Genomic DNA, 22,153 nt, shown 5'->3' with positions numbered 1-22,153 from the left:
GCCGTTGACGGCCGCGATCTCCAGCCGGCCCTCGAACCCGACCAGCGACGCCGCGACCTCCTCCTCACCCGCCTGCACCGCGACCATCGCACCGCCCGCCGGCAGCGCCCCCATCAACCGGCCCCGCGCCACCACCAGCGCACACGCGTCCGCCAGCGACAGCACCCCCGCCACATGCGCGGCCACGATCTCACCGACCGAGTGACCCATCACATGATCCACACGGATGCCCAGGGACTCCACCAGACGGAACAGCGCCACCTCGACCGCGAACAACGCCGCCTGCGTGAACTCCGTCGCATCCAGCTCAGCCGCCTGCGCCGAACCCTCCGGCGCGCTCAACAACGCCGACACCGAACGACCCAGCAGCGGATCCAGCTCCGCACACACCCGTTCCAGAGCGGCATCGAACACGGGGAACGCCCCCGCCAGCTCCACACCCATCCGCGCACGCTGCGAACCCTGACCCGTGAACAACACCGCGGTACGGCCCGCAGTCACACGCCCTTCAACCACGTGGGCTGCGGGATTGCCGGCGGCCAACCCGGCCAGACCAGCGAGGAGTTCATCCCGACCGGAAGCAACCACCACCCCGCGGGAATCCAACTGCGCCCGCGAGACCACCGACGAGAACCCGACGTCCGTCACAGAGGCAGCCGGGTCGGCGATCAGGTGCGCCCGCAGCCGCTCGGCCTGCTCACGCAACGCCGCACCGGACTTCGCCGACACCACCACCGGCACGACCGGAAGTCCCGCTCCCTTGACCGGCGTCTCCGCCGTGGGAGCCTCCTCCAGAATCACGTGCGCATTCGTCCCACTGATCCCGAACGAGGACACACCCGCACGCCGCGGACGCTCAGGCGACGCAGGCCACTCCCGCGCCTCCGTCAACAGCTCGACCGCGCCCGAGGTCCAGTCCACGTGCGGCGTCGGCTCGTCCACGTGCAGCGTCCGCGGCAGCACCCCGTGCCGCATCGCCATCACCATCTTGATCACACCACCCACGCCGGCGGCGGCGGAAGTGTGGCCGATGTTGGACTTGACCGAGCCCAGCCACAGCGGGTCGCCCGACCGTTCCTGGCCGTAGGTCGCCAGCAGCGCCTGGGCCTCGATCGGATCACCCAGCTTCGTGCCGGTCCCGTGCCCCTCGACCGCATCGATCTCGGAGGGCCGAAGGCCGGCGTTCGCCAGCGCCGCCCGGATGACCCGCTCCTGCGAGGGACCGTTCGGCGCCGTCAGCCCGTTGCTCGCACCGTCCTGGTTGATCGCGCTTCCGCGCAGCACCGCCAGCACGTCGTGGCCCTTGCGGCGGGCGTCCGACAGCCGCTCCACCACCAGCAGACCGAGGCCGTCCGAGAACCCGGTCCCGTCGGCCGCACCCGCGTACGCCTTGCAGCGCCCGTCCGGCGCGAGACCACGCTGGCGGCTGAACTCCACGAAGAGGAACGGGCCGGCGAGGACGGTGACCCCACCGACCAGGGCCATCGAGCACTCGCCCGAGCGCAGCGACTGCGCCGCCAGGTGCAGCGCCACCAGCGACGACGAGCACGCCGTGTCCACCGTGACCGCCGGGCCCTCCAGCCCGAGGCTGTAGGCCACGCGCCCGGAGACGATGCTGCCCTGCGTGCCGGTCAGCCGGAAGCCCTCGAGTTCCGGCAGCATCGAGCCACCGTAGTCCGAGGTGACCGCGCCGCAGAAGATGCCCGTGTCGCTGCCGCGCAGCGACGTCGGGTCGATGCCCGCGTCCTCGAACGCCTCCCAGGCTCCTTCGAGCACGAGGCGCTGAGCCGGGTCCATCGCCGTGGCCTCGCGCGGGCTGATCCCGAAGAAGTCCGCGTCGAAGTCACCGATGCCGTCGACGAAGCCACCCGCGGTCGCGGACAGCGTGCCGAGCCGGTCCGGGTCCGGGTCGTAGAGCCGCTCCAGGTCCCAGCCGCGGTCGGTGGGCAGGCCGGACATGCCGTCACGGCCGCTCGACACCAGCTCCCACAGCCCCTCGGGCGAGGTCACCCCACCCGGGTAGCGGCAGCTCATGCCCACGATCGCCAAGGGCTCGATGTCGCCCTGTTCCAGCTCACGCACACGACGGTTGGCCGCGCGCAGTTCCAAAGTCGCCTTTCGCAGGTAGCTGCGAAGCTTCTGCTCGTCCGCGTTCCCCGTTGTCATGCCGCTCCGAGCTCCTTGTCGATCAGGTCGAACATTTCGTCGTCGGACACGTCGTCGAACTCGTCGTCCGCCGTCGATCCCGCGTCGTCCATGTGGCTGTCGTGTCCGCTGAGGACGGCACGCATCCGGTTGCTCAGGTAGCGCAGTCGCGGCTCGATGCCGGCCAGGACGCGCTCGTCCCCGACTGCCGCGGTCAACAGCGCTTCGAACCGGGTCAGTTCCTCGTCGAACGGCGACCGCACCTCCGCGGTCGTGCCGCCACCGCTGGCTTCCTTCAGAAGAAGCCGGGCCACGTCGGCCGGTGTCGGGTGGTCGAAGACCAGGGTGGCGGGCAGCCGCAGGCCGGTGATCCGGGTCAGCCGGTTGCGCAGCTCCACCGCGGCCAGCGAGTCGAAGCCGAGCTCCTTGAACGCCCGGTCCGCCGGCACCTCCGCCCCGGACGCGTTGCCGCGCACGGCGGCGACCTGCGCCTGGACCAGCTCCCGCACGAACTGTTCCGCGTCGGCCTCGGTGAGGCCGGCGAGCCGCTGGGTGAGCGAGCCGCCCGTCGATGCGGTCCGTCGGGTCGCCGTCCGGACCAGGCCTCGCAGCAGCGCGGGCAGCATCCCGTCCTGGGCCTGCAGCCGCAGCGCCGCCAGGTCCAGCCGCACGGGCACCAGCAGGGCCGTCTCGGAGCCGAGGGAGTTGTCGAAGAGCTCCAGACCGAGCTCCTGGGAGAGCGCCCCGACGCCGGTCCGCTCCATCCGGGCGAGGTCGGCCTCGTTCAGCTCACCGGTCATGCCCGTGGCGTCGGCCCAGAGGCCCCAGGCCAGCGAGGTCGCGGGCAGGCCTTCGGCGCGACGCTTGGCGGCCAGGGCGTCGAGGGCCGCGTTGGCCGCCGCGTAGTTGGCCTGACCCGGGTTGCCCAGCTGCCCCGCGGCGGAGGAGAACAGGACGAACGCCGACAGGTCCATCCCCGCGGTGAGTTCGTGCAGGTGCCACGCCGCGTCGAGCTTGGGCCGCATGACCCGCTCGATCTGGTCGGCGGTCATCGACTCGATCACACCGTCGTCCAGCACGCCCGCCGCGTGCACGACCGCGGTGAGCGGCTTCTCCAACGAGCCGATGATGCCGGCGAGTTGATTGCGGTCCGCGACGTCGCAGGCCTCGACCCGCGCGGTCGCGCCGGCCGCCGCCAGCTCCGCCACCAGCTCGGCCACACCCTCCGCCGCCGCACCGCGCCGGCTGACCAGCAGCAGGTCCCTGACGCCGTGGCGCTCCACCAGGTGCTTCGCGAACAGCGCACCCAGACCGGACGTACCACCGGTGATCAGGGCGGTGCCGGAGGGGTCGAGCGCCTGCGGAACGGTGAGGACGACCTTGCCGATGTTGCGGCCCTCGCGCAGGAACCTCAGTGCCTCGGCACCCCGACGCACATCCCACGAGCGGATGGGCGAGCTCGTGGTCACGCCGAGCTCGAAGAGGGCGCTGATCTCGACCAGCATCTCCTGGATCCGGTCCGGACCCGCCTCCAGGAGGTCGTACGAGCGGTACCGGACGCCGGGGTGCGCGGTGCCGACGACCTCGGGATCGCGGATGTCGGTCTTGCCCATCTCGATGAACCGGCCGCCACCGGGCAGCAGTTCGAGCGTGGTGTCGACGTACTCGCCCGCGAGGGCGTTGAGCACCACGTCGACGCCCGCACCGTCGGTCGCCGCCAGGAACGCGTCCCGGAAGTCCAGGTCCCGCGAGGACGCGATCCGCCCGTCCGCGACACCCAGCGCCCGCACCGCGTCCCACTTGTGCGCACTCGCCGTCGCGAACACCTCCGCACCCAGGTGACGGGCCAGCTGCACCGCAGCCATCCCCACACCACCCGCGGCGGCGTGCACCAGCACCCGCTCCCCCACCTGCAGACCCGCGAGGTCGACCAGACCGTAGTACGCGGTCAGGTAGACCACCGGCACGGCCGCCGCCTGCGCAAAGGTCAGATTGGACGGCATCGGCGCGATGGTGCGACGGTCCGCGACGGCGACCGGGCCGAAGGCGTCGAGGATCAGGCCGAAGACGCGGTCGCCGGGCTTCAGGTCGGTCACCTCGGCACCGACCTCCAGCACCACACCCGCAGCCTCGCTGCCCAGCGGCGCCTCACCCGGATACATCCCCAGCGCGATCAGCACGTCCCGGAAGTTCACACCCGCGGCCCGCACATCGACCCGCACCTCACCCGCACCCAACGGCCGACCACCGTCCGACGGAACCAGCGCCAGATCCTCCAACGAACCCGCACGCCCCACCGCCAGACGCCACGCACCACCCGCCGGCAACGACGCCGCCACCCGCCCCAGCCTCGGCACCAGCACCCGACCACCACGCACCGCGACCTGCGGCTCGCCAGAGGCCAGCACCGCCCCCCAGTCCGGGAGATCCGGACCGTCGAGGTCCACCAGCACGAACCGACCCGGGTGCTCCGACTGCGCACTGCGCACCAGCCCCCACACCGAAGCCGGCGCCACCTCCGGCACATCGTCACCCACACCCACGCCGCGACGGGTCACCACCGCCAGCCGTGCCTCACCCAGCCCCTCGACGGCCAGCCACCCCTGCACCAGCCCCAGGACCTCCGCCGCAACCGCCCGCACCGCCTCCGGGCCCCCGTCCACCGGCGCCGCAACCTCCGCGACCACCAGATCCGGAACCTCCGCACCCCCGGCCACGGCACGCTCCACCGCTACCAGGTCCGCGAACTCACCACCGAGCACGGCCACCCGCACCGAACCCACCGGCTCCGCCGCGACCTCCACCCAATCCACCCGGAACAGCGCATCACCCACACCCTGCGCACGCTCCAGCTGCGACGCATCCACCGGACGGAGCCCGAGGGAGTCGACAGCGACGACCATGGCCCCGGTCTCGTCGATCACGTCGATCCGCAGCGCGGTACCCCCCGCCGGGGAGATCCGCACGCGGGCGCGGGTCGTGCGGGATTCCCCGAGGCGGACCCCGGACCAGGAGAACGGAAGGTCCACCCCGGATCCGGCCGACTTCGAGAGCATCCCTCCGTGCAGTGCGGCGTCGAAAAGAGCGGGGTGACATCCGGAGCCGACGCCCACGGCGTCGTCCGGGAGCGCGATCTCGGTGTAGACGTCGTCGCCGGCCCGCCACGCGGCTCGGACGCCCTGGAAGAGCGGTCCGTAGTCGAGGCCGATGTCGGCCAGCCGCGGGTACAGCCCCTCGACGGGGACGGGTTCGGCGTTGGCGGGCGGCCACTGGAGCGGGAACGCCGCCACCGGCTCGGCGGACCCGGTCAGCCAGCCACGACCGTGGCAGGTCGTCTCGACCTCGTCGCCCTCGCCGGACTCCGGACGGGAATACACCCCGACCTCCCGGCGCCCGTCCTCACCGGCCGCGCCGATCGTGACCTGGACCTGGAGCACCGCATCGTCCTCCAGGACCAACGGCGCCTCCAACACCAGCTCGCCCAGCACCTCACAACCCACCTGACGGCCGGCCGACAACGCCAGCTCCACCAAGGCAGCACCGGGCACCAGCACCAACCCGAACACCACGTGGTCACGGGTCCAGGGCTGGGTCTCCTGGGACATCCGCCCCGCGAACACCCACTCGTCCCGATCCCCCACCCGCACCGCCGCACCCAGCACCGGATGATCCACCCGCACCAGACCCGCCGCGGACACATCACCACTGCCGGAACCCGGCATCAACCAGAACCGCTCCCGCTGGAACGCATACGTCGGCAACGACGTACGGCGGGCCCCGCTGCCCTCATAGAACGCGGACCAGTCGACCGCCACACCCACCGCGAAGGCCTCGGCCAGCGACAACGCGAACCGCCGCAAACCCCCCTCACCACGCCGCAACGACCCGACCACACCCACCCGCTCCGCCACACCATGCGCAGCCAGCGTGCCCTCAAGCGCCAGACCCAGAACCGGGTGCGGGGACATCTCGACGAAGCAGCCCGCACCCTGGTCCACCAGCGCCCGCACCGCCGCCTCGAAACCCACCCGGCCCCGCAGGTTCCCGTACCAGTACCCGGCATCCAACGACGCCGTGTCCACGAACCCACCCACCGCGGTCGAGTAGAACGGCACACTCCCCGACACCGGCGTCAGCGAAGCCAGGACCCGACCGAGTTCCTCCTCGATCGCCTCGACCTGCGCGGAATGCGACGCGTAGTCCACCGCCACCCGCCGCGCCCGAACACCCTCGCCCTCGCACCGGGCCACGATCTCGTCCAACGCCGCGGGCTCACCCGCCACCACCACCGACGCCGGCCCGTTCACCGCCGCCACCGACACCCGACCACCGAACGGAACCAACAACTCCTCGGCCCGCTCCACCGCCACCGCCAGCGACACCATGCCACCACGACCCGCCAGACGCTCCCGCACCAGACGACTACGCAGCGCCACCACCCGGGCACCATCCCCCAACGACAGACCACCCGCGACACACGCCGCCGCGATCTCCCCCTGCGAGTGACCCACCACCGCCGACGGCTCCACACCGAACGAACGCCACAACCCGGCCAGCGAGACCATCACCGCCCACAACACCGGCTGGACCACATCCACCAGCTCCAGCGACGGCGCACCCTCCACCCCGCGCAGCACGTCCACAACACGCCAGTCCACGAACGCGGACAGCGCCTCATCACACTCCGCGACCAGACCAGCGAACACCGGCGAGGAATCCAGCAACTCCACCGCCATACCGGCCCACTGCGCCCCCTGCCCCGGGAACACGAACACCGGCCGACCCGCCACCACACGACCCTCGACCACCTGAGCCACCGGATCACCGGCAGCCAACGCAGCCAGACCCGCAAGCAGCTCCCCACGATCCGAGGCCACCACCACACCACGGGAATCCAACTGCGCCCGCGACACCACAGACGAGAAGCCGACATCGGCGAGCGACAGTCCCGGCTCGGCGATCAAATGCGCCCGCAGCCGGTCCGCCTGCTCACGCAACGCCGCCTCGGACTTCGCCGACACCACCACCGGCACGACCGGCAGCCCGGTCGGTTCGGGCGCCTCGCCCGGCTCCGCCGGCTCGGCCGCCGGAGCCTCCTCCAGGATGACGTGGGCGTTCGTGCCGCTCACGCCGAACGAGGACACACCCGCACGCCGCGGACGCCCCTCGGACGCCGGCCACTCCCGCGCCTCCGTCAACAGCTCCACCGCACCCGAAGCCCAGTCCACGTGCGGCGACGGCTCGTCCACATGCAGCGTCCGCGGCAGAACGCCGCGCCGCATCGCCATCACCATCTTGATCACACCGCCGACACCCGCCGCGGCCTGGGTGTGTCCGATGTTCGACTTCAGCGACCCGAGCCAGAGCGGGTCACCCGCGCGCTCCTGACCGTAGGTCGCCAGCAGCGCCTGGGCCTCGATCGGATCACCCAGCCGCGTACCGGTCCCGTGCCCCTCCACCGCATCGACGTCCGCCGCGCCCAGGCCCGCGTTGGCCAGCGCTGCGCGGATCACCCGCTCCTGCGAGGGCCCGTTCGGGGCGGTCAGGCCGTTGCTCGCACCGTCCTGGTTCACCGCGCTCCCGCGGATCACGGCCAGCACGTTGTGACCCTTGCGACGCGCGTCCGACAGCCGCTCCAGCACGACCAGGCCCACGCCCTCGGCCCACCCGGTCCCGTTGGCGGCGGCCGCGTAGGCCCGGCAGCGCCCGTCCGGGGAGATACCGCGCTGGCGGCTGAACTCCACGAACACGTTCGGCCGGGCGAGCACCGTCACCCCGCCGACCAGCGCCATCGAGCACTCGCCCAGCCGCAGGGCCTTGGCCGCGCTGTCCATCGCGACGAGCGAGGACGAGCAGGCCGTGTCGACCGTGACGGCCGGGCCCTCGAAGCCGAACGTGTAGGAGATCCGGCCGGAGGCCACGCTGCCCGCCGAGGAGATCGTCAGGTAGCCCTCGATCTGCTCCCGGCGGTCGCTCGTACCGGCGACGAACCCGTAGTCCTGGTACATCACTCCGCAGAACACACCGGTGTCGCTGCCGCGCAGGGTCGTCGGGTCGATGCCGGCGTCCTCGAACGCCTCCCAGGCCGCCTCCAGCAGAAGCCGCTGCTGCGGGTCCATCGCCAGGGCCTCACGCGGGCTCAACCCGAAGAACTCGGCGTCGAAGTCGCCCGCCGCGTCGACGAACCCGCCCTCGCGGGTGTACGCGGTACCCGGGTTGTCCGGGTCCGGGTGGTAGAGGTGTTCCAGGTCCCAGCCGCGGTCGGTGGGGAAGCGGGAGGTGCCGATCCGCCCGTCCGCCACCATCGACCACAGCTCGTCCGGCGAGGTCACCCCGCCCGGGTAGCGGCAGCTCATGCCCACGATCGCAACCGGCTCGTTGGCCCGGTCCTCGTACTCGCGCAGCCGGGCCTTGGTCTCGTTGAGGTCGACGGCGACCCGCCTCAGCGACTCGACGAGTTTGGTCTGCTGGAGGGCACTGCTGTCACCGCTCATGGCCACGTTCTCTCCGAGGTAGTTCTGAAAGTAGTCCGGTCTCGTCCGAGCACGCGTCACGCGTCGTGGAACTCGGCGTCGATCATCTGCAGGATCTCCATCGCGGAGGTGGCCGCCTCGATCTGGGCGAGGTCGTGGTCGGTGCGCTCGATGTCGGTGAGCGCGGTCAGCATGGTGCGCAGTCGACCGGCCACGCGCTTCTTCTCCCCGTCCTCCGCGATCCCGGCGAGGAGGTCCTCGAGCTTCTTCAGCTCCTGGTCGATCGGCGGTTCGGCAGCGGCCGGGGCCATCCTGGCCAGGACGAGCCGGGTGATCGCCACCGAAGTGGGGTGGTCGAAGACCAGGGTCGACGGGAATCGCAGGCCCGTGACACGGGTCAGCCGGTTGCGCAGCTCGACGGCGCTGAGCGAGTCGAAGCCGAGTTCCTGGAACGCGCGGGCGGGGTCGACGGCCCCGGGGGACGCGTGGCCGAGGACCCCCGCGACCTGGGCCTGAACGACCTGGAGGACGACGCCCTCCCGGTCGGGCTCCGCCACCTCGGCCAGCCGCTGAGCGAGCGATTCGTCCGCCTCCGTACGGCGGGCCGACGAACGCACCAGTGCGCGCATCAGCGGGGGGAGCATGCCGGCTCGCGCCTGGGCCCGCAGCGCGGCCAGGTCGAGCCGGACGGGTGCCAGCAGGGCGGTGTCGAGGGCCAGCGCCTGGTCGAACAGCTTCGTGCCGAGGTCGGCGGGAATGGCGCCGACGCCGATCCGCTCCAGCCGCGCCACTTCGGCTTCGGCCAGTTCACCGGACATGCCGCCCGCGTCCGCCCAGAGGCCCCAGGCCAGCGAGGTCGCGGGCAGGCCTTCGGCGCGGCGCTTGGCGGCCAGGGCGTCGAGCGTCGCGTTGGCCGCCGCGTAGTTCGCCTGACCGGGAGTACCGATGAGTGCCGCGACCGAGGAGAACAGGACGAACGCCGCCAGGTCCATGCCGGCGGTGAGCTCGTGCAGGTGCCACGCCGCGTCCACCTTCGGACGCATCACCCGCTCGATCTGCTCGGCGGTCATCGACTCGATCACACCGTCGTCCAGCACACCCGCCGCATGCACCACCGCCGCGAGCGGCTTCTCCAACGAGTCGATCAGGTGGGCCACTTGGTCGCGGTCCGCGACGTCGCAGGCCTCGACCCGCGCCGTCGCGCCGGCCGCCGCCAGCTCCGCCACCAGCTCGGCCACACCCTCCGCCGCCGCACCGCGCCGGCTCACCAGTACCAGATCACGGACCCCGTGACGCTCCACCAGATGCTTCGCGAACAGCGCACCCAGACCGGACGTACCACCGGTGACCAGCACCGGCCCGTCCAGCACCGGCACCGTGCCGGGCACGCCCGACAGCCGCACCAGCCGCGGCGCGAGCAGCCGGCCGCCGCGGACCGCGAACTGCGACTCGTCCGAGCCGAACACCTTCGCCCAGTCCACTGCACCGGACCGGTCCACGTCGACGAGCACGAACCGGCCCGGGTGCTCCGACTGCGCACTTCGCACCAGGCCCCACACCGGCGCCTGCGCCACGTCGGGGGCTCCCTCGCCGGCGTCCACACCGTTGCGGGTCACCACGACCAGCCGAGCCTCGCTCAGCCGCGCGCTCTCCACCCAACGCTGCACGAGCGCAAGGGCGTTCGTCGCCACCGCCGACGCCGCTCCGGCCACCTCGGCGGCACCGGCCGGGGACTCCACCGAGGCGAGAACGACCTCGGGAGTGGCCATGCCGTCGGCCAGGGCCTTCTCCAGCACGTCCAGGTCCTCGAACCGCTCGCCCGGCGCCACCAGGTCGCCGAGCACGGCCGTCCGGACCTCTGCGGCCGGTGCGGACGTGACCTGGGCCCAGTCGAGTCGGAACAGGGAGTTGCGGTGGGCACGCTGTCTCGTGTCCAGCTGGTCCTGCTGCACGGGCCGCAGGTCGAGACGGGCCAGGTTCAGCACCGGCTCGCCGTGCTCGCCGGCGATGTCGACCCGGAACGCGGACTCGCCCGCCGGGGCGATCCGTACCCGTGCCCGCGAGACACGGGTGGCCTGCCCGAGCCGCACACCCGACCAGGTGAACGGCAGGTCGAGCGGGGACCCCGCCTCCTTGTCGAGCAGCACGCCGTGGAGCGCCGCGTCGAAGAGGGCCGGGTGGATGCCGAAGTCCTCGCCACCGCCGTCACCCGGCAGTTCCACCTCGGCATACGTCCGGTCGCCCTCGCGCCAGGCCGCCCGAACCCCCTGGAAGACCGGCCCGTAGTCGTAACCCAGGTCGGCCAGACCCGCGTACAGCGTGTCCACGGGAAGCGGCTCGGCCGCCGCCGGCGGCCACTCGGCCGGCCACGCCTCCGAAGGCCCGGCATCCGGACCGAGCAGGCCACGAGCGTGACAGACCGCCTCCCGCTCGTCGTCGTCACCGTGCTCCGGGCGGGTGTAGATCGCCACCTCACGCCGACCGTCCGCCGCAGCCGGACCCACCGTCACCTGGACCTGCAGCGCCACGTCATCGGACAGCGCCAACGGCGCCTCCAGGACGAGTTCGTCGACGACGGGGGTGTCGGTCTGGTGGCCGGCGGTGAGGGCGAGCTCGACCAGTGCGGTCCCGGGCACGATCACCGTGCCGAGGACGACGTGGTCACGGGTCCAGGGCTGGGTGTCGGTGGACAGCCGGCCGGTCAGGACCCACTCGTCACGGTCACCGACCTGGACGGCCGCCGCCAGAACCGGGTGTCCGATCCGGGACTGCCCGGCCGCCGCCACATCCCCCGCACCGCTACCCGGCGCGAGCCAGTACCGCTCACGCTGGAACGCATACGTCGGCAGCTTGACCCGGACCGCACCCGCCTCCCTGTAGAACGCGGACCAGTCCACCTCCACACCCGCCACATGCGCCTGCCCCAGGAAGCGGACGAAGGTGTCCACCTCGGCGTGCTTGGCCCGCAGCGCGGGAACCAGCACGGCGTCCTGCACACCAAGCTCGTCCAGGCTCTGGCGGGCCATCGCGGTCAGCACACCATCCGGCCCCAACTCCAGGAACCGGCGCACCCCCGCCTCGTGCAACGTCCGCACACCGTCCGCGAACCGCACCGCCCGCCGCACATGCCGCACCCAATACCCAGGATCGGCCAACTCCTCCGAGACCAGGCCACCCGTCACGTTCGACACCACCGCGATCCGCGGCGCCGCATACGACAGCCCACGGGCGACCTGCTCGAACTCCGCGAGCATCGGCTCCATACGCGGCGAGTGGAAGGCATGGCTCACCCGCAGACGGGAGGTCTTACGCCCCTCCCACCCCGGAAGCCACTCCTCGACGGCGTCCGCGTCACCGGACACCACCACCGCCCGCGGGCCGTTCACGGCCGCGATCTCCAGCCGGCCCTCGAACCCGACCAGCGACGCCGCGACCTCCTCCTCGCCCGCCTGCACCGCGACCATCGCACCGCCCGCCGGCAGCGCCCCCATCAACCGGCCCCGCGCCACCACCAGCGCACACGCGTCCGCCAGCGACAACCCCCCCGCCACATGCGCGGCCACGATCTCACCGACCGAGTGACCCATCACATGATCCACACGGATCCCGAGGGACTCCACCAGACGGAACAGCGCCACCTCGACCGCGAACAACGCCGCCTGCGTGAACTCCGTCGCATCCAGCTCAGCCGCCTGCGCCGAACCCTCCGGCGCGCTCAACAACGCCCACACCGAACGACCCAGCAGCGGATCCAGCTCCGCACACACCCGTTCCAGAGCGGCAGCGAACACGGGGAACGCCCCCGCCAGCTCCACACCCATCCGCGCACGCTGCGAACCCTGACCCGTGAACAACACCGCGGTACGGCCCGCCACCGCACGGCCCTCGACCACGTTCGCCACGAGGTCACCAGCAGCCAACCCGGCCAGACCAGCGAGGAGTTCATCCCGACCGGAAGCAACCACCACACCCCGGGAATCCAACTGCGCCCGCGAGACCACGGAGGAGTACCCGACGTCCGTCAAGGAGGCATCCGGCTCGGCCAGGAGGTGCGCCCGCAGCCGGTCCGCCTGCTCACGCAACGCCGCCTCGGACTTCGCCGACACCACCACCGGCACGACCGGCAGCCCAGCCGGCTCCGGCGCCTCGCCCGGCTCCGCCGATGTCGCCGGCTCGGCCGTCGGGGCCTCCTCCAGAATCACGTGCGCATTCGTCCCACTGATCCCGAACGACGACACCGCAGCACGCCGCGGACGCCCCTCCGACGCAGGCCACTCACGCGCCTCCGTCAACAGCTCCACCGCGCCCGAAGCCCAGTCCACGTGCGGCGACGGCTCGTCCACGTGCAGCGTCCGCGGCAGCACCCCGTGCCGCATCGCCATCACCATCTTGATCACACCGCCGACACCCGCCGCAGCCTGCGTATGCCCGACGTTCGACTTCAGCGAGCCCAGCCACAGCGGGTCGCCCGCCCGCTCCCGGCCATAGGTCGCCAGCAGCGCATCGGCCTCGATCGGATCCCCCAGCTTCGTGCCCGTGCCGTGGCCCTCCACCGCGTCGACGTCCGCCGCGCTCAGGCCCGCATTCGCCAGCGCCTGCCGGATGACCCGCTCCTGCGAGGGACCGTTCGGCGCCGTCAGGCCGTTGCTCGCACCGTCCTGGTTCACCGCGCTCCCGCGGATCACGGCGAGCACGTGGTGACCCTTGCGCCGCGCGTCCGACAGCCGCTCCAGCAGCAGCAGGCCCGATCCCTCGGCCCAGCCGGTGCCGTCGGCGGCGGCCGCGTAGGACTTGCAGCGCCCGTCAGCCGAAATGGCGCGCTGGCGGCTGAACTCCACGAAGATGCTCGGCCGCGACAGGACCGTGACGCCACCCGCGAGGGCCATCGAGCACTCGCCGGAACGCAGCGCCTTTGCGGCCAGGGCGATCGAGACCAGCGAGGACGAGCAGGCGGTGTCGACCGTGACGGCCGGGCCCTCGAAGCCGAACGTGTAGGAGATCCGGCCGGAGGCCACGCTGGCCGCGGAGGCGATCGTCAGGTAACCCTCGACCTCGGAGGCGCGGTCGCTGGTGCCGGCGACGTACTGGTAGTCCGAGTACATGAGGCCGCAGAAGACACCGGTGTCGCTGCCGCGCAGCGTCGTCGGGTCGATGCCCGCGTCCTCGAACGCCTCCCACGCACCCTCCAGCAGCAGCCGCTGCTGCGGGTCCATGACCACGGCCTCGCGGGGGCTCAGCCCGAAGAACCCGGCGTCGAACTCGTCCGCGCCTTCGATGAAGCCGCCCTCACGGGTGTACGCGGTTCCGGGGTTGTCCGGGTCCGGGTCGTAGAGCCGTCCGAGTTCCCAGCCGCGGCCCTCCGGGAACGGGGAGACCGCGTCCCGGCCCGATGCCACCAGCTCCCACAGCTCCTCGGGCGAGGTCACCCCACCCGGGTAGCGGCAGCTCATGCCCACGATCGCAACCGGCTCGTTGGCCTGGTCCATGAGCTGCTTGTTCTGTCGCCGCAGGCGCTCGGTCTCCTTGATCGACTTCCGGAGAGCGCCGACGATGTCGTTCTTGTCGGTGGACATTCCTACTCCTTCACGTCAGGGCACAGGCCGGGGAAGCGCGTTCCGGACAGCACGAATGACACGTTCTTCTTCCTCCTGGCCGTCCGAATCGGGATCCGGACGGCCATGCCGCCTGTCGACCGGTACCGCCCGCCGACGGCCCGGAAGCGGTCCGGGCCGTCGGCGGAACGGGTGGGGTCAGAGCAGGCCCTTGTCCCGGAGCTTCGTCGAGACGTCGATGAAGTTGCTCAGCTGCTCGTCGGTGTGCGCGGCGTTGATGATGATGCGGAGCACCGCCTGGCCGCGGCGGGCCGCCGGGTACAGGTAGGGCGGCACCCGGATGCCCTCTTCGAGGTAGGCGTGGAAGAGCTCCACGCACTTGCGTTCGTCGCCGATCACGAGCGAGGAGAAGCAGGTCTCGGTGTCGGTGACGGGGAGTTCGGCGTCGAGGAGCATCTTGCGGAAGTCGGCGACCTTCGCCAGGTACGCGTCGACGATCTCCGGCTCGTCGTACGCGAGCAGCTTGGTGATGTAGTCCGTGCCGGCCGCGGCCGGTGCGGACATGCCCGCGGTGAACGATCCGGTGCCGGACAGCAGCTCGAAGCCGAGGATGGCGTCCCTGGGTCCGGCGATGAGCCCGCCTTCGAGACCGACGGCCTTCTTCATCGACACCATGATGAAGTCGGCGCGCTGCATACCGGCGTACTCTTCGGCGAACTTGCGGTGCGGAGGTCCGTAGAGCAGGAACCCGTTGGCGTCGTCGACGTACGACACCGCGCCGTAGCGCTCGCAGACGTCGACGAGTTCGTGCATCGGGGCCACCGTGCCGTCGATGGAGAACACCGACTCCAGCACGACGACGACCCGCTTGCCGGCCAGACCCTTGAGCACCTCCTCGAGGCTCTCCACGGAATTGTGCTTGAACGAGAAGATCCGCTCGCCGAACTTCAGGCCTTCGACGGACTTCCACAGCGACCAGTGCGCATCGCGGTCGAACACGAAGACCACGTCGCGGTTCACCATGGCGACGCCGGGCATGAACGAATGGGTGCCGGACATCGCGTTGATGAAGCCGATGTTGGCCAGGGTGCCGGTTCCGAAGCTGATCGCCGCTTCCTTCCCCAGGTACGCGGCGATCGTCGCCTCCATCTCGATGTGAGCGGGGGAGACACCCTGGACGGTGCGGGATCCGCCGCTGGCCAGGCCGTACTCCCTGGTGGCGTCGAGCAGGCGGTTCATCACGTCCTCGCGGCGCTGGAGGTTCAGCATGTTCACCGACGCGAAGTTGGACACCAGCGTGTCGGTGCCGTGCACGGCGCCGGGGATCAGGCGGGACACCGGCGGGCCGGTGATGCCGGCGGCCCGGATGCCCTCGGCGAACTTGTCGAAATTCCAGCCGGGGAGAGTCGTCATCGTGAGCAGACCTCGTTTTCCTTCGTCAGCGTGTGAATACCTGGGCCGGCGCGTCCTCGGGCCGGGCGCGGTGTGGATGCTCGTCCGCGGGCCGTCCCGTCGGGTCAGCCCTGTGCGACGGCCTCGTGGGCCGGTGCCCCGGTGCCGGAGCGGCCGTCCGCCAGTTCGCGCAGCCGGTCGAGGAGGCCCGACGCCTGCAGGTCGCTGACGGGGATCGAGGCCAGCAGGGCGCGGATCGCGGCTTCCTCGGTCGGTTCGGTGACGGTCTCGCTCGCCGGCTTCACCAGGGTGAGCAGGTACTGCGCGATCGCCAGGGACGTCGGGTGGTCGAACACGAGGGTGGCCGGCAGTTGCAGCGACGTGAGACGGGTGAGCCGGTTGCCGAGTTCGACGGCGCTGAGCGAGTCGAATCCGAGCGACTGGAGCTCACGCTCCGGGTCGACCGTGTCCGCCGCGTCGTGGCCGAGCACCGCGGCGACCTGGGCGCGTACGAGGTCCAGGACGACCTTCTCGCGGTCGGCCTCCGCGACGCCGGCGAGCCGCTGGTCCAGCGACCGGCCGCTGTCCGGGCCGCCGGCCCGTGCGCGCACCAGCCCGCGCAGCAGCCCCGGCAGCATGCCGCCGGACGCCTGGCGGCGCAGGGCGGCGTTGTCGAGCCGCACGGGGGCCAGCAGGGCGGTGTCCAGGCCGAGGGCCTGGTCGAACAGTTCCAGCCCGAGGGCCGCGGGGAGCGAGCGGACGCCCATCCGCTCCAGGCGGGCGATGTCCGAGTCCTGCAGCTGCGCGGCCATGCCCGCGTCGTTCGCCCACAGGCCCCACGCGAGGGAGGTGGCGGGGAGGCCGTCGGCGCGTCGGAGGGCGGCGAGTGCGTCGAGTGCGGCGTTGGCGGCCGCGTAGTTCGCCTGGCCGGGGCTCCCGATGAGGGCGGCCACGGACGAGAACAGGACGAACGCCGACGCTCCGCGGTCCTTGGTGAGCTCGTGCAGGTGCCAGGCACCGTCGGCCTTGGGGGCCATGACCCGGTTCACCTGGGCCGGGGTCATCGACTCGACCACGCCGTCGTCCAGCAGGCCGGCCGCGTGGACGACCGCGCCCAGCGGTCCCTCCACGGAGTCGAGCACCCGGGCCACCTGGTCGCGGTCGGCGACGTCGCACGCCTCGATCCGGACGTCGGCGCCCGCGGCCTCCAGCTCGGACACCAGTTCGGCGGCACCTTCGGCGTCGGGACCGCGCCGGCTGACCAGCACCAGGCTCCGGGCGCCGTGCCGTTCGACGAGGTGCCGGGCCAGCAGCGCACCCAGACCGCCGGTACCGCCGGTGATGACGACGGTGCCGTCCAGGTCCGGTGCCGCCGGTACGGTCAGCACCACCTTGCCGATGTTGCGGCCCTCGCGGAGGTACCGGAACGCCTCCTGGGCACTGCGCACGTCCCAGGACCGGCACGGTCCGAGGTCGATCGCCCCCTCCGCGAAGAGCGCGAGCAGCTCGCGCAGCATCTCCTGGATGCGGTCCGCCCCCGCCTCCATCAGGTCGAAGGCGCGGTAGCGGACGCCCGGGTGCTCCCGCTCCACCGTGGCCGTGTCGCGGATGTCGGTCTTGCCGATCTCCAGGAACCGGCCGCCGCGCGGCAGCAGGCTCAGGGACGCGTCGACGTACTCTCCGGCGAGCGAGTTCAGCACCACGTCGACGCCCTCGCCGCCGGTGGCCTCCCGGAAGGTGTCCCGGAACTCCAGGTCGCGCGAGGACGCGATCCGGTCGGCCGGGATGCCCCGGTCCAGCAGGGCGTCCCACTTCGGCCGGCTCGCGGTCGTGAACACCTCGGCGCCCACGTGACGGGCCAGTTGGACCGCCGCCGAGCCGACGCCGCCGGCCGCGGCGTGCACCAGCACCCGCTCGCCCTCCTGCAGGCCGGCCAGGTCGAACAGGCCGCGGTACGCGGTGAGGTAGACGATGGGAACCGACGCCGCCTCGGCGAACGACCACTGCGCCGGCATCGGGGCGAGCATCCGCCGGTCGGACACGGCGACGGGGCCGAACGAGTCGGCGACGAGGCCGAACACCCGGTCCCCCGGCGCCAGATCGGTGACGTCCGCACCGACCTCCAGGACCACACCGGCCGCCTCGGTGCCCATGTCCGCCTCGCCCGGGTACATCCCGAGCGCGATGAGCACGTCGCGGAAGTTCAGGCCTGCGGCCCGCACCGCGATCCGGACGTCGCCGGCGCCGAGCGGGCGGTCCCCGTCGGACGGCAGGACGGCCAGCCCGTCCAGCGACCCCTGGGTGGCGGCCGTCAGCCGCCAAGCGCCGTCCGGCAGCACCGCGGCCCTGGCCAGGCGCGGCACCGCGAAGCGGTTCTCGCGCACCGCCAGCTGCGGCTCGTCGTCGAGGGCGGCGGCCAGGGCGCCCCACTCGGGTGCGGCACCGCCGTCGAGGTCGACGAGCACGAACCGGCCGGGGCGCTCGGACTGGGCACTGTGCACCAGGCCCCAGACGGCTGCCTGGGCGATGTCGGGCCGCCCGGACCCGACCGCGACGGCACCGCGGGTCACGAAGACCAGCCGCGTGTCCACGAGCCATTCGCTGACGAGCCACTGCTGCACCAGAGTCAGGGCGTCTTCCGCGGCCTTGCGGGCGGCCGCGGCCGGGTCTCCCGCCGGGGTCTCGACCGAGACCAGGACCAGGTCGGGGGCGGGCATGCCCACGGCGACCTCGTCCTCCAGGGCGTACAGGTTGACGAACCGCTCTCCCGGGGCCCGGAGGTCGCCGAGGACCGCGAGGCGCACGTCGCGCGGCTCGGGGGTCGCGACCGTGGCCCAGTCGACCTGGTACAGCGACTGCTCGGTGCTCTTGCGTGCCCTCCCGAGCTGGCCCGGCTCCACCGTGCGCACGGCGAGCTTGTCGACGCTCACCACGAGCTCGCCGGCGTCGTCGACCATGACGATCCGCACGGCGGACTCGCCGGCCGGGCTGACCCGGACCCGGACACCGGTCGCTCCGGTCCGGCCGAGCCGGATGCCCGACCAGGCGAACGGCAGCACCACCGGGTCGCCGGGCCGGGTGTCGAGCATCCCGGTGTGCAGCGTGGCGTCGAACAGCGCGGGGTGGACGGCGAATCCGGTGGTCGGGACGTCGTCGCGCAGCGCCACCTCGGCGTACACGTCGTCGCCGGCCCGCCACACGGCGCGCACGTTCTGGAAGAGCGGCCCGTAGTGGAGCCCGTACTCGGTGAGCATCGGGTACAGCCCGTCCACGGCGACCGGCTCGGCCCCGGTGGGCGGCCAGGTCAGAGCAGGCGCCTGCTCCGCCTCCGACGCCGCGGCGAGGACGCCGCGCGCATGGCAGACCAGCACGGACGAGTCCTCGTCCGCGGATTCCGCGGCGGACAGGACGGCGATCTCGCGGCGACCGTCGGCGTCGGCCGGTCCGACCGTGACCTGGATCCGGCGGGCCGCTCCCTCTTCCAGGACCAGGGGGGCCTGGAGGGTGAGCTCCGCGAGCACGGGGCTGCCGACTTCTCCACCGACGGTCAGTGCCATGTCGACCAGGCCCGTGCCGGGGACGATGGTGACGCCGAGCACGACGTGGTCGCGCGTCCAGGGCTGGGTGTCGGTGGACAGGCGCCCGGTGAACACCCACTCGTCCCGGGTGCCGACCCGGACCGCGCCGAGCAGGATCGGGTGCTCCAGCGGGTTCAGTCCGAACGCGACGGCGTCACCGGTCTCGGCACCGGGTGCCTGCCAGTACCGCTCGTTCTGGAACGCGTACGTCGGCAGCTTGACCCGGACCGCACCCGTCTCCCTGTAGAACGCGGACCAGTCCACCTCCACACCCGCCACATGCGCCTGCCCCAGGAACCGGACGAAGGTCTCCACCTCGGCATGCCTGGCCCGCAGCGCCGGAACCAGCACGGCGTCCTGCACCCCCAACTCGTCCAGACTCTGGCGGGCCATCGCGGTCAGCACACCATCCGGCCCCAACTCCAGGAACCGGCGCACCCCCGCCTCGTGCAACGTCCGCACACCGTCCGCGAACCGCACCGCCCGCCGCACATGCCGCACCCAATACCCAGGATCAGCCAACTCCTCCGAGACCAGACCACCCGTCACGTTCGACACCACCGCGATCCGCGGCGCCGCATACGACAGCCCACGGGCGACCTGCTCGAACTCCGCGAGCATCGGCTCCATACGCGGCGAGTGGAAGGCATGGCTCACCCGCAGACGAGAGGTCTTACGCCCCTCCCACCCCGGAAGCCACTCCTCGACGGCGTCGGCATCACCGGACACCACCACCGCCCGCGGGCCGTTGACGGCCGCGATCTCCAGCCGGCCCTCGAACCCGACCAGCGACGCCGCGACCTCCTCCTCGCCCGCCTGCACCGCGACCATCGCACCGCCCGCCGGCAGCGCCCCCATCAACCGGCCCCGCGCCACGACCAAGGCGCACGCGTCCGCCAGCGACAGCACCCCCGCCACATGCGCGGCCACGATCTCACCGACCGAGTGACCCATCACATGATCCACACGGATGCCCAGGGACTCCACCAGACGGAACAGCGCCACCTCGACCGCGAACAACGCCGCCTGCGTGAACTCCGTCGCATCCAGCTCAGCCGCCTGCGCCGAACCCTCCGGCGCGCTCAACAACGCCCACACCGAACGACCCAGCAGCGGATCCAGCTCCGCACACACCCGCTCCAACGCGGCAGCGAACACGGGGAACGCCCCCGCCAGCTCCACACCCATCCGCGCACGCTGCGAACCCTGACCCGTGAACAACACCGCCGTCCGACCCGCCACCGCACGGCCCTCGACCACGTTCGCCACGAGGTCACCAGCAGCCAACCCGGCCAGACCAGCGAGGAGTTCATCCCGACCGGAAGCAACCACCACACCCCGGGAATCCAACTGCGCCCGGGAGACCACCGACGAGAACCCGACATCGGCGAGCGACAGTCCCGGCTCCGCCAGGAGGTGCGCCCGCAGCCGGTCCGCCTGCTCACGCAACGCCGCACCGGACTTCGCCGACACCACCACCGGCACGACCGGAAGTCCCGCACCCCGGACCGGCGCCTCGCCCGGCTCCGCCGGCTCGGCCGGCTCGGATAGCTCGGCCGCCGGGGCCTCCTCCAGAATCACGTGCGCATTCGTCCCACTGATCCCGAACGACGACACCGCAGCACGCCGCGGACGCCCCTCCGACGCAGGCCACTCACGCGCCTCCGTCAACAGCTCCACCGCGCCCGAAGCCCAGTCCACGTGCGGCGACGGCTCGTCCACGTGCAGCGTCCGCGGCAGAACGCCGTGCCGCATCGCCATCACCATCTTGATCACGCCGGCCACACCGGCGGCGGCCGAGGTGTGGCCGATGTTGGACTTGATCGAGCCCAGCCACAGCGGGTCGCCGGCGCGCTCCCGGCCGTAGGTCGCCAGCAGCGCCCGGGCCTCGATCGGATCCCCCAGCGTCGTGCCGGTGCCGTGGCCCTCGACCGCGTCGACGTCCGCCGCGCTCAGGCCCGCGTTGGCCAGGGCAGCGCGGATGACCCGCTCCTGCGAGGGACCGTTCGGGGCGGTCAGGCCGTTGCTCGCACCGTCCTGGTTCACAGCCGTGCCGCGGATCACGGCCAGCACGTTGTGGCCCTTGCGTCGCGCGTCCGACAGCCGCTCCACGACGACGAGGCCGACGCCCTCCGCGAAGCCGGTGCCGTCGGCGGCGCCCGCGTAGGACTTGCAGCGCCCGTCCACCGCCAGACCACGCTGCCGGCTGAACTCCACGAACAGGAACGGCCCGGACAGCACGGTGGCGCCGCCGACCAGGGCCATCGAGCACTCGCCAGAGCGCAGCGACTGCGCCGCCAGGTGCAGCGCCACCGCCGACGACGAGCACGCCGTGTCCACCGACACGGACGGGCCTTCCAGCCCGAGGGCGTAGGAGATCCGGCCGGACGCCACACTCGACGACTTGCCGGTGAGGCGGTAGCCCTCCAGCTCGGGCGCGGGCCCGTTGCCGTAGTCGGAGCTCGTCACACCGCAGAAGACCCCGATGTCGCCACCGGCGAGCGAGGTCGGGTCGATGCCCGCGTTCTCCAGGGCCTCCCAGGCCACCGGGAGCAGCAGTCGCTGCTGCGGGTCCATCGCCATCGCCTCGCGGGGGCTGACGCCGAAGAAGTCGGCGTCGAAGTCGCCCACCGCGTCCAGGAAGCCGCCGCCCTGGTTGTAGAACTTCCCGGGCTCGTCCGGGTCCGGGTCGTAGAGCCCGTCCAGGTCCCAGCCGCGGTCGGCCGGAATCGCGGAGACGGCGTCGCGGCCGGAGGCCACGAGGTCCCACAGCTCTTCCGGTGAGGTGACTCCGCCGGGGTAGCGACAGCCCATTCCCACGATCGCCAGCGGTTCGCTCAGCTGGTCCAGGATGCGGTTCTTGTCCTGGCGCAGCCGGTCGTTCTCCTTGAGCGATTGCCGGAGCGCCTCGACGAGTTCGTTCTCATCAATGGGCATGGTTCTGGGCACCTCCAAGTCTGCGCCCCCGGGGGGCGAAAATTCGATCGTCACCCCGGAGGGGCGGACGGAACGC

5 protein-coding genes are annotated in these 22,153 nt (G+C 72.1%); all 5 read right to left on the bottom strand.

What is annotated here, in order from left to right; genetic code table 11:
• Positions 1–2,244 (bottom strand): type I polyketide synthase (locus MCM47_RS15665; protein WP_374209154.1); only part of this gene is annotated, 2,244 nt, incomplete at its 3' end.
• Positions 2,163–8,645: an SDR family NAD(P)-dependent oxidoreductase gene (locus tag MCM47_RS15660; protein ID WP_374209136.1), complete on the bottom strand. Its 6,483-nt coding sequence runs from the start codon at positions 8,643–8,645 to the stop codon at positions 2,163–2,165. The genes MCM47_RS15660 and MCM47_RS15665, both read right to left, overlap by 82 nt.
• Positions 8,646–8,695: 50 nt before the next feature.
• Positions 8,696–14,191, bottom strand: a complete 5,496-nt coding sequence (locus MCM47_RS15655) for a type I polyketide synthase (RefSeq protein WP_238862223.1) — start codon at positions 14,189–14,191, stop codon at positions 8,696–8,698.
• A 177-nt stretch (positions 14,192–14,368) separates the two neighbouring features.
• The gene (locus MCM47_RS15650) at positions 14,369–15,583 is read right to left on the bottom strand and encodes a pyridoxal phosphate-dependent aminotransferase family protein (protein ID WP_238862222.1); all 1,215 of its coding nucleotides are present in this window, start codon (positions 15,581–15,583) and stop codon (positions 14,369–14,371) included.
• A 104-nt stretch (positions 15,584–15,687) separates the two neighbouring features.
• Complete coding sequence (locus tag MCM47_RS15645; RefSeq protein ID WP_238862221.1) at positions 15,688–22,077, bottom strand: type I polyketide synthase; 6,390 nt, start codon at positions 22,075–22,077, stop codon at positions 15,688–15,690.
• Between the last annotated feature and the right edge of the window lie 76 nt (positions 22,078–22,153).

Origin of the sequence: Kitasatospora sp. A2-31, from assembly GCF_022288725.1 — a bacterium.
Classification (GTDB): Bacteria; Actinomycetota; Actinomycetes; order Streptomycetales; family Streptomycetaceae; genus Kitasatospora.
This window is presented reverse-complemented; position numbering and strand designations above follow the sequence as displayed.